General features: G+C 62.7%; 17 protein-coding genes. 8 read left to right on the forward strand and 9 right to left on the reverse strand.

Annotation, left to right across the window (positions count from 1 at the left end; translation table 11 throughout):
• From ABJF10_RS21725 to ABJF10_RS21745, 5 genes are all read left to right on the forward strand, one after another.
• A partial coding sequence (locus tag ABJF10_RS21725; protein ID WP_348546707.1) for a hypothetical protein occupies positions 1-427 on the forward strand: 427 nt, incomplete at its 5' end.
• Between the two features lie 74 nt (positions 428-501).
• On the forward strand, positions 502-1,356 hold the full coding sequence (locus ABJF10_RS21730) for a prephenate dehydrogenase/arogenate dehydrogenase family protein (RefSeq protein ID WP_348546708.1): 855 nt from the start codon (positions 502-504) through the stop codon (positions 1,354-1,356).
• Complete coding sequence (aroA, locus tag ABJF10_RS21735; protein ID WP_348546709.1) at positions 1,349-2,677, forward strand: 3-phosphoshikimate 1-carboxyvinyltransferase; 1,329 nt, start codon at positions 1,349-1,351, stop codon at positions 2,675-2,677. Before ABJF10_RS21730 ends, aroA begins: the two co-directional genes overlap by 8 nt.
• A 4-nt stretch (positions 2,678-2,681) precedes the next feature.
• Positions 2,682-3,347 carry a (d)CMP kinase gene (cmk, locus tag ABJF10_RS21740; protein WP_348546710.1) on the forward strand — a complete coding sequence of 222 codons (666 nt, stop codon included), beginning with the start codon at positions 2,682-2,684 and terminating at the stop codon, positions 3,345-3,347.
• 1 nt (position 3,348) lies between these two features.
• On the forward strand, positions 3,349-3,969 hold the full coding sequence (locus tag ABJF10_RS21745) for a lysophospholipid acyltransferase family protein (RefSeq protein ID WP_348546711.1): 621 nt from the start codon (positions 3,349-3,351) through the stop codon (positions 3,967-3,969).
• A gap of 15 nt (positions 3,970-3,984) precedes the next feature.
• Here ABJF10_RS21745 and ABJF10_RS21750 read toward each other — a convergent pair whose 3' ends face one another.
• From ABJF10_RS21750 to lpxI, 7 genes are read right to left on the reverse strand one after another with little or no spacing between them, the layout of a single operon-like run.
• Entirely contained in the window at positions 3,985-5,190 is a 1,206-nt protein-coding gene (locus ABJF10_RS21750) for a hypothetical protein (protein ID WP_348546712.1), read from the reverse strand.
• A 9-nt stretch (positions 5,191-5,199) separates the two neighbouring features.
• The gene (locus ABJF10_RS21755) at positions 5,200-5,781 is read right to left on the reverse strand and encodes a hypothetical protein (RefSeq protein ID WP_348546713.1); all 582 of its coding nucleotides are present in this window, start codon (positions 5,779-5,781) and stop codon (positions 5,200-5,202) included.
• A complete protein-coding gene (locus ABJF10_RS21760; protein WP_348546714.1) occupies positions 5,778-6,605 on the reverse strand; it encodes a serine hydrolase in 828 nt (275 codons plus the stop codon). Before ABJF10_RS21760 ends, ABJF10_RS21755 begins: the two co-directional genes overlap by 4 nt.
• A complete protein-coding gene (locus tag ABJF10_RS21765) occupies positions 6,605-7,105 on the reverse strand; it encodes an HIT domain-containing protein (RefSeq protein WP_348546715.1) in 501 nt (166 codons plus the stop codon). The genes ABJF10_RS21760 and ABJF10_RS21765 overlap by 1 nt, the downstream gene beginning before the upstream one ends.
• Before the next feature lie 14 nt (positions 7,106-7,119).
• The gene (gene lpxB, locus ABJF10_RS21770; protein ID WP_348546716.1) at positions 7,120-8,253 is read right to left on the reverse strand and encodes a lipid-A-disaccharide synthase; all 1,134 of its coding nucleotides are present in this window, start codon (positions 8,251-8,253) and stop codon (positions 7,120-7,122) included.
• On the reverse strand, positions 8,250-9,293 hold the full coding sequence (locus ABJF10_RS21775) for a Gfo/Idh/MocA family oxidoreductase (RefSeq protein WP_348546717.1): 1,044 nt from the start codon (positions 9,291-9,293) through the stop codon (positions 8,250-8,252). The genes lpxB and ABJF10_RS21775 overlap by 4 nt, the downstream gene beginning before the upstream one ends.
• The gene (gene lpxI / locus ABJF10_RS21780) at positions 9,290-10,105 is read right to left on the reverse strand and encodes a UDP-2,3-diacylglucosamine diphosphatase LpxI (protein ID WP_348546718.1); all 816 of its coding nucleotides are present in this window, start codon (positions 10,103-10,105) and stop codon (positions 9,290-9,292) included. The genes ABJF10_RS21775 and lpxI overlap by 4 nt, the downstream gene beginning before the upstream one ends.
• A gap of 108 nt (positions 10,106-10,213) precedes the next feature.
• On the opposite strand from lpxI, the gene ABJF10_RS21785 reads away from it, so the two are divergent.
• From ABJF10_RS21785 to ABJF10_RS21795, 3 genes are all read left to right on the forward strand, one after another.
• Positions 10,214-10,738, forward strand: a complete 525-nt coding sequence (locus ABJF10_RS21785; protein WP_348546719.1) for a hypothetical protein — start codon at positions 10,214-10,216, stop codon at positions 10,736-10,738.
• Positions 10,739-10,812: 74 nt separating this feature from the next.
• Positions 10,813-11,664, forward strand: a complete 852-nt coding sequence (locus tag ABJF10_RS21790; RefSeq protein ID WP_348546720.1) for a LysM peptidoglycan-binding domain-containing protein — start codon at positions 10,813-10,815, stop codon at positions 11,662-11,664.
• 4 nt (positions 11,665-11,668) lie between these two features.
• Complete coding sequence (locus ABJF10_RS21795) at positions 11,669-12,631, forward strand: acetyl-CoA carboxylase carboxyltransferase subunit alpha (RefSeq protein ID WP_348546721.1); 963 nt, start codon at positions 11,669-11,671, stop codon at positions 12,629-12,631.
• On the opposite strand, the gene panB is transcribed toward ABJF10_RS21795, so the two are convergent.
• The gene (panB, locus tag ABJF10_RS21800) at positions 12,628-13,434 is read right to left on the reverse strand and encodes a 3-methyl-2-oxobutanoate hydroxymethyltransferase (RefSeq protein WP_348546722.1); all 807 of its coding nucleotides are present in this window, start codon (positions 13,432-13,434) and stop codon (positions 12,628-12,630) included. The two genes, ABJF10_RS21795 and panB, sit on opposite strands and share 4 nt — an antisense overlap.
• Positions 13,431-13,789 (reverse strand): 2-amino-4-hydroxy-6-hydroxymethyldihydropteridine diphosphokinase (gene folK, locus ABJF10_RS21805; RefSeq protein ID WP_348546723.1); only part of this gene is annotated, 359 nt, incomplete at its 5' end. The genes folK and panB, both read right to left, overlap by 4 nt.

Here is a 13,789-nt window from a genome sequence, read left to right on the forward strand (position 1 = left end):
ACACTCGCCGCGCTTCGTTAATAGCCACATCACCTTTATGAAGCGAATCACCGTTCCGGCAGCTCTCGCGCTGACCATGGCCATTTTCAGCGCTTGCGTCGACGATCAACCCAAGAAGCACCCCAAGTCCGGCTTTCATCCGCCGTCGAGCACGACGGATATCGCCAATAACGCGGCGCCTGACGAGAACCAGCCCGACAAGCCGCCGGCGGACGTCAAGCCTGCGCCGGATAAGCCGCAGGCGCCGGCCGTGCCCGAGACGCCCCCGGCCAAAGGCGAAATTCCTTACGCCAAGCCGGTCCCCGGCAAGCCGGGGTTTGTTTTCAGCCCCTACGATCAATACAAGGGCTACATCGATGTGCGCGGCTTCCCGCCGGGCACGGAGGTGAAAGACCCGTATTCGGGCAAGAGCTTCCTTGTCCCCTAGCGCGCGGCTCTTTTCGTAAAATCTTCAGCCCGGCCCGCCGGCTCCGCGCCTGCGGGCCGGGCTTTTTTCCACTCATGACACGACTCGCCATCATCGGTCCCGGACTGCTCGGCGGCTCCATCGCGCTCGCGGCGCGACGGGCCGGCGGCTTTCACGTGGCGGTGTGGGCGCGTCGGGCGGAAGCGGTTACCGAACTCGAGCAACGCGCGCTCGCGGAGGTGGCCTCGACGGATCTGGCCGCCGTTGTGCAGGAGGCGGATATCGTGGTGCTCGCGGTGCCCATCGGTGTGATGGCGTCGCTCGCCCGGCAGATCGCCCCGCTGCTGCCGGCCGAGGCCGTGGTGACCGATGTGGGCAGCATCAAGGCGCCGGTCGTCGAAACGCTGAGCGGGATTTTTGCCCAACGAACCCATTTTGTGGGCAGCCATCCCATGGCGGGTTCGGAGAAGGCCGGTCTGGAGGCCGCCCGCGCGGGGTTGTTCGACGGCGCCCCGTGCATCGTGACCCCCGACTCGCAGACGGACGCTGCGGCGGTCGTCACAATTCACAATTTCTGGCAGACACTCGGCGGGCGCGTTCTGGAGCTCTCGCCGGCGGCGCACGATGAAATCGTCGCTTTGGTCAGCCACTTTCCGCATTTGCTGGCTGCGGTGCTCGTCAATCTCGTGGCGGAAAAGAACGCCGCCGCCTTCGAGTTTGCCGGCCCCGGCTTCCGCGATACCACCCGTGTGGCCAGCGGCCCGCCGGAGATGTGGACAGAGATTCTGCGCAACAATCACACTGCTGTCCGCGCGTCCGTGGAAGCGATGATTGAAAAGCTGCGCGAAATCGCAACACTGCTCGACCACGACGCCTCGATGAACGCCTTTCTGACCCAAGCCAAAACGCAGCGCGACCAGCTGCGCTTCCCCAAATCTTCGCATGCCTGACTGGAAAATCCGCCGCGCCCCCACCATCCAAACCGAACTCGAAGTCCCCGGCGACAAGAGCATCTCCCACCGCGCCGTGATGCTCGCGGCGATGAGCAATGGCACCTGCGTGATTCGCGGCTTTCTGGCCAGCGAAGACTGCCTTTGCACGGTGGCGGCAGTCCGCGCGCTCGGCATCAATGTGGAGAACGCGGATGAGACGACGCTCATCATTCACGGCAAGCGGCGGACCTTCACCGCGCCCAAGCAGGACATCGACTGCGGCAACTCCGGTACGACCATGCGCCTCATGGCCGGCCTGCTCTCCGGGCAGCCGTTTCGCAGCCGCTTGATCGGCGATGCCTCGCTCTCCAAGCGCCCGATGCGCCGCGTGATCGAGCCGCTCACGCAGATGGGGGCAAAGATCACCGCCGAGGGTAAGGAGGGCCGGCCGCCGCTGGTCATCGAAGGAGGCAACCTCCAGCCGATCGAATACGTGAGCCCCGTGGCCAGCGCCCAGGTGAAGAGCGCCGTGCTGCTCGCCGGCATGTTTGCCAAGGGCCGCACCAGTGTGACCGAGCCGACGCAAAGTCGAGATCACACTGAGCGCATGCTCGAGTATTTCCTCATCCGCCCGCAGAAGAACGATCTCACCGTATCGCTCCATGGCGGGCTCACGCCGGAATCGCGTGATTTCCAAGTGCCGGGCGATATTTCCAGCGCCGCGTTCTGGCTGGTCGCCGCCGCCGCGCAACCACGCTCCCATTTGCTCGTCAAGAACGTCGGCCTCAACGAAACGCGCACCGGCGTGCTGGCGGTGCTGGTGCGCATGGGCGCACAGGTGCGGGAGATCGTCGAGACTGAAGAGGCGGAACCGCTGGGCGTGATCGAAGTGCGCGGCGCCCGTCTCAAGGGCACGGAAATCGCCGGCAAGGAAATCCCAAACGTCATCGACGAGTTGCCGATTCTGGCGGTCGCCGCCGCACTGGCGTCGGGCATCACCACCATCAAGGATGCGGGCGAATTGCGCGTCAAGGAGACCGACCGACTCGCCGCGGTCGCCACCAATCTGCGCGCCATGGGCGCGCAGGTACAGGAGACCGAAGACGGCATGATTATTACCGGTGGCATCCCGCTGCACGGCGCGCGGCTCGATAGCTTTGGCGATCACCGCATCGCCATGGCCTTTGCCATCGCCGGTCTGTTTGCGGAAGGGGAGACGGTCATTACCAACACGGACTGTGTGAACACTTCCTACCCCGGCTTTTATCAGGCGTTGGAGCGGATTCTGAAAGAGCCGCCTGGGCAGCAAACGCACGTCATTACGTCGCTTCCGAACTGAGACCGTGGCCAAGGAGCATCCCCACATCGTCATCGCCATCGATGGCCCCGCCGCATCCGGAAAGAGCAGCGTGGCGCGGGTGCTCGCCCGCAAGCTGCACTACGTCTACGTGAACACGGGCGCGATGTATCGCGCGGTGACGTGGCTCGCCATCGAGAAGGGCGTGCCGCCCGTCGACGCCGTGCGCGTGCAGCAGTTGCTGCATTACACTGAGGTGACCTGTGGGGTGCGCGATGGCGAATCGACCATTCTGCTCGATGGCGTCGATCCCGCGGATCACCTCGTTTCCGAGGCCGTGAATTCGAACGTCTCCGCGATTGCCACCCTCCCCGACGTCCGCCGCCTGCTCACTCAGAAGCAGCGCGCCTTTGCCTTCGACTACGACGTCGTCATGGAAGGCCGCGACATCGGCTCCGCCGTCTTCCCCGAGACGCGCTATAAGTTCTACGTGGATGCCTCGCCGGAAGTCCGCGCCCAGCGGCGCGCCAGGCAGGGCCTGCAAGATTCCATCGCCGCGCGCGACAAGGTGGATTCCTCGCGCCGCACTTCACCGCTCACGATCGCCGAGGATGCCCACGTGATCGACAGCTCGAATCTCACGGTCGAGGGCGTGGTCGGCGAAATCTTCGGGCGCTTGAAGCAAAAGGGGCTGCCGCTCGGCGAGCTGTAGCATGGGCGGCTGGTATCGCTTCGGCTACATCACCGCGCAGATCATCGGGAAGACGCTCTTCTCGTTCAAGGTCGTGCACCGCGAGCGTATCCTCGAGACGGGTGGCGCGATCCTGGCGATGAATCATGAGAGTTATCTCGATCCACCGCTGGCCGGTATTGCATGCCACCGCGAGCTCTACTACCTCGCCCGCAAGACGCTGCTCCAGTGGCCCATCCTCGGGCCGATCATGCCGAAGGTGAATGTCATTCCCGTGGACCAGGAGCGCGCCGACATGAGTGCGATCAAGACTGTCATCAAGATCGTGCGCGCTGGCCACGCCACGGTCATCTTCCCGGAAGGGGCGCGCACCCTCGACGGCGAGTTGCAGGTCGCGCAGCCGGGTCTCGGCCTCATCATCGCCAAGACGCTCGCGCCGGTCGTGCCGATGCGCATCTTCGGCGCGCACAAGGCCTTCCCACGGGGTGGCAAGCCAAAGCTGTTCACGCCGATCACCCTGGTGGTGGGTGAGCCGATGTACTTCACCAAGGACGATCTCGTCGGCGAAGGCCGGGAGCTTTATCAGCGCTTGAGCGAGCGCGTGATGGCACGCATCGCATCCATCCAATACGAGCGCCCCTAGCGACGCGCGCTGCGCCTAAAGCTCTGCCATGGTGTGCACGGCGAGTTCGTCGAGCGTGAAGGTGCGGCGGCGTCCGGTCTGACGATGGCGAAAGGCGACGGCGTGCCAGCCGATCATGCGCTCCGGTTCGTAGAGCGCGGAACCGACGCGGATGGGCCGATGGGTCAGGATACGATGGATGACTTGTTCGTAACGCGAGCGGGGAAGAGTGCGGTGCGTGCGACGATTCCATTCGATGCGATGACCCGCGTCCTCGTAGCGCGCGGGCCGGGTGGGGAAATCAAGCAGCGAGCGGGCGCGGCCGGAGAGCACTTCGAAGACATGGGCAAACGCATCGTGGTCCGTGACCGCGCGAATGGCTTCCCGAAAAGGCAGAGTGATCTCGAGGGCGATCTGGCGGAGGCTGCGATGGCGGCCATCAATCAGTCGCCAGTCGGGCGCGTTGATATCCGCGGCGAAGGGGTTGCGCGGAAAGCAAAAATGGCGGGCGAGGAATCCTTTCCGCGAAGTGTGCTTGCACGGGGCGAACCCCGCGATGATCGGAATGGCGCGCCGCTTCATTTCCGCGACGCTGTGCAGGGGCCAATCGAGGACGGCGAGAATGATGCCGGTGATCAGCGAGGTGGTAGCGATCATCAGGTCCGGATCGGGTGTGAAATCGGCGGTCACTTCCAGTCGGTCACCGCGCGGCCGCACGCCTACGCCGGTGCTGAGCTTGTTGGCGGCGAGCAACATGACTGGCGGGTGTAGCAGGTAGGTGAGCATGCGCGCCACTTGCCCTAGGCGTGCGGCGCTCAGCGAACGCCCGACGGGCACGGAGACATTGTAGTGAGTACTGAAGCCTTCGAGCCGTACACGCTGGTGGTGAGCCGCTTCCCAGGCATCGAGCTCTTGGCGGACGAATTCGATTTGCTCCCACAGCGTGCGTCCGGCACGGACCGCGCACCCGGTCTCGATTTCGATGATCGGGGTGGCGACCTCAATGACCCCGGTATCGAAATAGACGGCGCCACCGACGGGCAATTGAAACGAGCGGCCTTTGCGCGGGAGCATCTTCTGCCGCACGAACTTCTGGGCGGTACCAAAGACTTCTTCCGGAAGCCGTTTTACATCATCGACGTAGAGCGTGAATTCCGCCTCCAGCCCGATCACAGGCACCGGCCCGGCGCGTCGCGCCACGAGGCGGCTGGAGAGGGTGGGTAGTTTGTACGGGGCAGCCATGGCGAAGGGTCATTGGGCCTCACTGTAGCCACGGGGCGTGCAAAGCAAATAACCGAGGTCCACGTGGAGATGATCGTCGGTCTCGCCCGGTGCGGGACCGTAGGGGCGCACGTAGATTTCCGGCCCGAGTGATTCGGCAATGCGCGCATAGCGCTCGATGGTCTTTTGCGAATCCAGCCAGATATCGCCGATGCGATAGATGTTCGCCGCGGTGGCCCAAATGTGCGGATTGGGTTTTTCCGCCAGGCGGTGCGCGGGCGAGCGGTAACCGCCGTTCACCGCGACGCAGATCGGAGCCTCAACGCGATGGCGCAAATCTTCCAGGTATCTCGCGAGCACGGTGACGGCGCACGGGACGTAATGTGGAAAGGCATGCAAAAGCAGATCGGCTTCACGGCAATCAACCGTGATCAATTCCGAGAGCGTAAAATGCGGTGTGAGCTGGGTCTCTTTCGCATGCTGCCACGAGTCGATTTCGTAAAAGAAACGTGGCAGGCGGTGCACCTCATTGGAACCAACGTCGAGCATCTCACCCGGTCGCAACAGCGCCCGATGCTCGGCAGGGAGAGTGAGGCCATCGACGACTTTCATGCGGTGATGAACTCGTAGACCATCCGCGAGATCTTCGCCACGGTCTTCTGGGTATCGTCGAGACCGGGCGGATGCTCGGTGAGAATGGCCAGCGCGTAGGGTCGGCGGCCCGGCAGGAGCACGAGCCCGGCATCGTGGGTGCAGGTGGAGATCTCGCCGGTCTTGTGCGCCACCGGTGCGGAGTCGGGCAGCAGCGACGGGATCATGCTGTTGAATTCCTGGGCAAACAGGATGTCGAGCATCTGCCGGCGCGCCGGCTCGGCGAACAGACGGTCATCCCGCAGCAGACGAAACAAAGCGACGAGCCCAGCGGCCGTGATGGTGTTGTTCAATCCGCGTTCGAAGGACACGTTGTCTTCCACGCCACGGACGACGCGGACGCCTTCGATGGCCGCAGCGTCGAGCGTGCTTTGGACGAAATCGGGAGTGAGGAACTCGAGGAGGAGATTCGTCGCGAGATTACTGCTCCGGGTGATCATCGGCTCGGCCAGTTCGATGAGCTTCATCGAACGACCGACCCGGCGGTGCACCGCGGCATCGGCGTCCCGGTCGCGCTGCACGCGGAAGATGGAACGGTCGGCAATGCTGCGAAAGCGATTGCGAACGTGTAACCGGTCCTCGAGTCGGACACGACCTGTGTTTGCCGCGTGGAAGAGCGCGACGAGGACGGCCACCTTCATCGTGCTGGCGGCGTGGAACCAGCGAGCACCGTGATGCGAGAACGTGCGGTCGCTTTCAAAGTCGAAGACGTGCACTCCGATGGCGGTGCTTCCACTTTCGGCGCACAGCTTGTCGATCCCGTCGTGTAGTGCCTGTTCGTCCATCACGTGGTCAGCCTGTCGCGCGTGGCGACTAGCTTTTCATAAAGGGAATCCAGCGCTTCGGGCAAAATTCGTGTGTCCGCCAGCACGGGCATGAAATTGTTGTCGCCTTCCCAGCGCGGCACGATGTGGAGGTGGAGGTGATCGACCACGCCGGCGCCGGCGCATTTGCCGAGGTTCAGCCCGACATTGAAGCCCTGCGCGCGGATGGTCTCGCGCAGCAGAGTTTGGGCATGTTCGGCGAGTTCCCAGAGCTCCAGTTTTTCCGCATCGGTCAGCAACGCGAGATCATTGATCTTCCGGCAGGGCACCGCCATCAAATGCCCGACGGCATAGGGATAACGGTTCATGATGAGAAAAGTGTGGGCGCGACGCGCCACCACGAGATGCGCGGCATCGTCGGTGGTGCGCGCGGCTTCCAGCAGGAAATCAGGCGTCGCGCCAGCCTTGAAGTATTCGACACGCCACGGCGACCAAAGTGCGGAAAGTTCATGCGGATCCATGGGAAGAGGGTCGATCAGGTGCGGGCGGATGATTGCAACTCCTCCAGAATCGCATCTGCGGCCCGGGCGGCGGCACCGCTTTGTCCGAGTCCGGCAATCACCGTGGCGAGATCGGCCTGCAAGGCTTCGCGATGCTCGGCATTCGTGACGAGTCGTAAGGTCTCGGTCGCGAGCGCTTCCGGGGTCGCGTCGCCTTGCAGCAATTCCCGGGCGATTTCCCGTCCGGCGAGGACATTCGGCATGCCGAGAAAGGGCACGCGCACCAGTTGTTTGCCCACAACCCACGTCAGCCACGCGACTTTGTAGACCACGCACAGCGGCAGACCAAAATATGCGGCTTCCAGCGTCGCCGTGCCGGAGCAGACCATGCCAGCGACCGCGCGCTGCATCAATTCGTGCGACGCCCGAACCGTGACCGCGCAGAAGTCTTCGCCCTGTCCCAACTGCTCCAGCGTGGCCAGCATGCGGTCGGCCAGTTGATGCGATGCGGCAGACGTCTCGAAGCGCAGTTCCGGGTGCGCCTGCTTCATCCGCATGGCGGCTTCGGCCATCACTGGGAAGATCTTGCGGACCTCTTTCTCGCGGCTGCCGGGAAATAGGCCGACGAGATGCGGTTCGCGCTGCACGTCCGTTTTCTTTGCCGCCAGCGTGTCGAGGATGGGATGCCCGACGAAAACCGTATGCAAACCGCTCTGCTCGTATAGCGGCTTTTCGAAGGGGAAAATACAAAGCATGAGGTCGAGATAGCGCGCCATCTTCGGAATACGGCCGCGATTCCAGGCCCAAACCTGCGGGCTGATGTAGTCGATGATCTTGATCTGGGGAAAACGCCGGTGTGCTTCGCGGGCGAGGCGCAAATTGAAGCCAGGATAATCGATGAGCACGAGCGCATCGGGCCGCACGATGGCCAGCTCCGCCAGCATGCGATTGAACTGTCCCCTGAAGTAGCCGTATTTCTTCAGCACATCCCACAACCCGACGACCGCTTCATCCGCCCAGTCGGCGAAATGATCGCCGACCAGGGCGCGCATTTCCCGTCCGCCGGCGCCGAAGAATTCCAGCGAAGGATCGCGTTCGCGCAAGGCGCGGATCAACTCGGTCCCACGCGCATCTCCGCTGGCTTCGCCGGCGACGAGATAGAGTTTCACGGAACGGCAGGGGCTGGATTTTGCTCGATCTTCCGGGTGATCTCGAGTGCGAGTTCGAGGGCCGCGGTGCCCTCGCGACCGCTCACCTTGGGCTGGGCGCCGGCGCGGGCGCAGGCTATGAAATCGGCGAGCTCACGTTTCAACGGCTCCATCTTCTCGACCTCGACCGGCTCACGGACGATGCGCTTGCCGGCAAACTCGGTAACGATCGTGGCATCGGCGGCGACGCCGAGCAGCTTGCCGAGCAAGGAACTTTCCTTTTCATCGTCTCGGGCGAGGCGGAGGAGGTAGCCACTTTGATTTTGGTAATCGAGTGAGAGATAGGCGTCCTGTTGAAAGACGCGAATTTTGCGCAGCTTTTCCTGGCTGATGCGGCTGGCGGTGATATTGGCCACGCAGCCGCTTTCGAAACGGATGCGCACGTTGGCGATGTCTTCGCGCTTGCTCAAGATCGCCACGCCCACCGCATCCACTTGCACCCACGGAGACTGCACGAGATGCAGGATGATCTCCAGGTCATGGATCATGACGTCGAGGACGACGCCGACATCCAGGCTGCGTCCAGGATAGGGCGAGAGCCGGGTGGCCTCGATGAAGCGGGGGCGAGTGAGGCGGGCTTCGAGAGCGGACATGACGGGGTTGAACCGCTCGATGTGGCCGACCTGGAGGATCACGCCATTCTGCTGGGCGAGGTCGCAGAGCTCCCGCGCCTGATCCGGCGTTTCCACAAAGGGCTTTTCCACGAGCACGTGCTTGCCGTGTTCGAGCAGGTGTTTTGCGATGGCGAAATGGGTAACGGTGGGGGTGGCGATGGTTGCCGCGTCCACGGCTTTCGTGAACTCTTCCAGATTGGCCGAGGCCTGGGCATGGTATTTCCCAGCGATCTCCCTGGCCACCTCAAGGCGCTCGTCGAGCACGGCGGAGAGATACGAGTCTTTGAGCTCGCCAAAGATACGGGCGTGATTCTTGCCCATGCTTCCAGCGCCAACGACGCCGACGCGAAAGGGCTGCTGCGGATAGTGAAGATTGGTGTCCGTCATGAAGTGAGGCCGAAGATGGAGATGCGGTGTTCCTGAGCAAGCTCGGCGAGCTTTTCCTTTTCGAGAAGCAGCGTCTTGCCTGCTTCCACACCGATCGCACGGAGCCGGGCATCGCGGGCGGCCTCGAGGGTGAGGGGACCGATTACCGGCACGTCAAATCGGAAGTCCTGGTGGGGTTTCGAAACCTTCACCATCAGCGCGTCTTTGTGGCCGAGTTCGCCGCCCCGCTTGATGGCGGCATTGGTTCCCTCGAAAGCTTCCACGGCGAGGACGGTGCCGTTTTTCACGACTACCGTTTGCCCGATATCGAGCCGGCTGGATTCCTTGGCGACGTGAAAGCCGTAATGCAGGTCTTCCTCCTCGCGGGGCTTCAACTTCGGGCCGGCGATGAGGCCGGCTGGAGCGAGGTGTTCTTCCATGTAGATCGTAGCGGGCAAAAGCTCGACGCCGATGCTCTTCATCTCCTCCGCAATGGCGCCAAAGATGGATTCCGCGTTGCGCCGCTTGAGCCGGGCCAGGACGACGAGCGCCTTGATGTCGGGGCGCAAATCGAACAAGTTCCTCGGGTGGATCTGGCCGGACATCACGGCATGGGTGGCGCCCGATTTCTGGAGAAAATTGAGCATCTTTCCGAGCTGGCCGACCCGCATCCATTCCACTTCATCCACCAGTGGCGTGAGGGCGGGGTCGGTTTCGCTTTGAAATGCGGCCACCGCCAGGCGCGCCACCCCGGCGGCCCGAGCGGCTCGCGCCATGGCCTGGGGGTAAACGCCGTTCCCGGCAATGATCGCGAGTGTTTTCGGAGTGTCCAAGGGCGTTGAATTTAGGCGGGGCTGGGCGAGATTGTAAAGGTGCGGCGCCTCGCCCCGGCAAAAGAAACCGTTGCACGGCGTTCCACCCCTCGTAAGTTTCCATCCTTTATGCTCAATGAGGACACGATCCAGTACGCGATCGACAACACCCAGGTCATCGTCGCGCCGCAACGCCGGATCGCTACCTTTGGCGACACGAGCTTTCGCTTTTTCCTGGTCACCGAACTCATGGATAGCGTGAACCAGGTGCGGGTGCGCGACGGCCGGTTGCATGCCGAGCGTCCGCAGATCATCACGCCGGGCCACATCCAGAATATGCTCGTCGAGGGCTTCGGGGAGAATGCCGAGGACTTCGCCGGCTGGCTGCGGGAACATGCCCCGCAACTGGCCATCTTGAAGTACGGCTTCCAGTTTCGGAAAACGGACATCTCCAATGAGGTGGTGCACGATCCGCTGGCGGACGTGGTGGGGCGCCTGCGGGAGCAGGTCGAAGCTTCCGACGACCCGCTCAGCGCGGTCATCCATGGCGTCGATGAAGGGTGGGAGATTTGCCTGCTGAAATTCGCGGCGGACATGATCCAGGAATCCTCGGGCGGAAACATGGGCGATTTTCGCAAGCGAGGCCTGCTTTAGCGATGTTGGGTGTTCCGCTTCCCATTCCCCGCACAATCCGGTAAGCCAATAGGCGACCGCATGTTCCGATATTCGTGAAAGCACTCATCATCATTTTCCTCACCCTCGGGATTTTCGGCGGGGCGGCGTTTGTCACCTACAAGATGTTCGTGCAGCCGCAGATCGCGCTGAAAAAGGAGAAAGCGCTGCCGCCGCCGCCGCCGCCACCCGATCCCACGGTGCCGGAGTTCAACAAGTGCGTCGCCATTCGCAAGGGTGGCAAGGTCGTGGAGGCGCGCGACGCCTTTTACGGCTTCGTCGAGCGTTACCCGGAATCCTCCAAGATCGATGACGCGAAGAACTACCTGGGCGAGCTCAACACCGACATCATGCTCTCCACGATGGCCGCGCCGGAAAAGCAGGTCTATATCGTGCAAAAGGGCGACGTGATCACCCGGGTTGCGAACCGCTTGAAGACCACGGGTGAACTCCTCGTGCGCTCCAACAATCTTCAAGGGCCGATGCTGCGCATCGGACAAAAACTCTCCATATCGCCGGGGGACTTCTCGCTCGTGATCAGCCGCAAGCTCGACAAGGTGACGGTGCTCAACAAGGGAAAATTCTTCAAGCAGTATGCCATTCTCGAGTGGCCGCCCTCGCATGCCAAAAAGCCGGCCGGTGCCAAGGGCGCTCCCGCGGTGAAAGTCATGGGTAAAGTGACGGACAAAATCTCCTGGTTGAATGGCGGGCGGGTGACCTTTATGGAGAAAGGATACATGAACTCCACCCACTGGGTTCAGATCAACATCCCCGGCTGCACCCTGCACTCCATCGCCGAGGAAAACTCCACACAGAAGCCGCCCGGTGGCGGGATTCGCCTGACGCCGGACGCGCTGGATGAACTCGATGCCATCCTGGCCAAAGGCGACCCCGTAACTCTTGAATAATCCCATGAAACTCCCGCCCCTGGATTTTGAAAAACCGATCGCCGAACTCGAGGACAAGCTCGCGGACCTGAAGAAGCATTCCCGGGCGAATGACATCAATTTCGATCACGAAGTCCGCCGCATGGAAGGCAAGATCGAGGAGACCAAGCGGGCCATCTACGAGAACCTGACCGCGTGGCAGCGGGTGCAGATCGCACGGCACCCGGCGCGCCCGTATGCCTTGGATTACTTTCAACTTTCGTTCACCAATTTCATCGAACTGCACGGGGACCGGCGCTTCGCTGAGGACCGGGCGATGCCGGGTGGCTTCGCCACCATCGGTGACCATAAATGTGCGGTTGTCGGGCATCAAAAGGGGCGTGAGTTGAAGGAGAACATCCGCCGCAATTTCGGCTGCGCGAACCCCGAGGGTTACCGCAAGGCTTTGCGCCTGATGAAACTCGGGGAGAAGTTTGGGCGGCCTTTTGTGGCGCTCATCGACACCCCCGGGGCCTATCCCGGCGTGGGCGCCGAGGAGCGTCACATCTCCGAAGCCATCGCGGTGAACCTGCGTGAGATGATGGTGCTCAAGACGCCCACCGTCGCCATCATCATCGGGGAAGGCGGCAGTGGCGGGGCACTCGGCATCGGTGTGGCGGATCGGGTGCTGATGCTGGAGAACGCTTACTATTCCGTGATTTCACCCGAAGGCTGCGCGGCGATTCTGTGGAAGCATCGCAAACATGCGCCGGAGGCGGCCGCAGCGCTCAAGTTGACGGCGCGTGATTTGTTCGATCTCAAGCTGATCGACGGCATCATTCCCGAGCCGCTCGGCGGCGCGCACCAGGATCACACCGCGGCGATCACCAATCTCAAGAAGGTGGTGCACAGCCAGCTCGACGAATTGAGCAAAATCCCAACCGACGACCTGCTCGCCCAGCGTTACGCGAAGTTCCGCCGGGTGGGGGAGTTTGCCGGGGACATCTAAGCCGACGGACTTCCGGGCCTTTTCGTCTCCGCAATAAAGGCGGAGGCGGACGCGCGGATTTGCTCCGCGACGTTGCCGTGCGATTTCACGAACTTGGGCGTGAACCAGGGGAACAAGCCGATGAGATCGTGGGAGACGAGCACCTGGCCGTCGCAATCGGAACCGGAACCGATGCCAATCGTGGGGATCGCCAGCAGCGTGGTGATTTGCGCGGCGACGTCGCTTTTCACCAATTCGAGAACGACGGCGAAGGCGCCGGCTTCCTGGATCGCGTTCGCATCATCGAGCAGCTTTTCCGCTTCGCCGGGGGTCTTGCCCTTGATTTTGTAGCCGCCTTCGATCTTCACGCTCTGCGGCAGCATGCCGAGATGGGCCATTACCGGGATGCCTTCCGCGACGATGGCTTGGATCTGCTCGCGCTGGTCACGTCCGCCTTCCAGCTTCACGGCCTGGGCGCCGGCTTCCATCAACCGGCGGGCATTGACGACGGCCTGCTTGGGCATGGTGTAGGTGGCGAACGGCAGATCCGCGACGACCAGCGCCCGCGTTGTTCCTCGGGCCGCGGCGCGGGTGTGATGGACCATCTCGTCGATGGTCACGTGGGTGGTGTCCGGATAGCCGAGGACCACCATGCCGACGGAATCGCCGACGAGGAGCATGTCGATGCCGCTTTCTTCGAGGAGGCGCGCGGTCGGGTAGTCATACGCGGTGAGGACGGCGATCTTCTCGGTCCGCTGCTTCATCTCCTTGAGAGAGGCTGGTGTGCGGCGTGGTGAAACAGGGGTGGGGGGTTCGAGACTCATATCCAGTGATCGGCAAACAGTTCCACGGCGGAGGGATCATGCAAGCCCGCAAGCAAGGCCGCCACCGGCTGTTGCTGGCCGGGGAGCGTCAGTTCCGGGCGAATATCGGCGAGTGGCGTGAGCACGAAACGGCGGAGGTGCAGGCGAGGGTGGGGGATGACGACTTCTTCGTTCGAGAGCACCAGATTGCCGGCGTAGAGGATGTCGAGATCGATGGTGCGGGAGGCATTGCGCGGACGTTTGGAGGGACGGCCCAATCGCGCTTCGATGCGCTGCAAGCCGTCGAGCAGGGTGATCGGCTGGCCTTCGTATTCCACCTCGATCACCGCATTGAGATAGGCCGCGGCCTCGGGCG

It is taken from the genome of Chthoniobacter sp., from assembly GCF_040003245.1.
Taxonomy (GTDB): domain Bacteria; phylum Verrucomicrobiota; class Verrucomicrobiia; order Chthoniobacterales; family Chthoniobacteraceae; genus Chthoniobacter.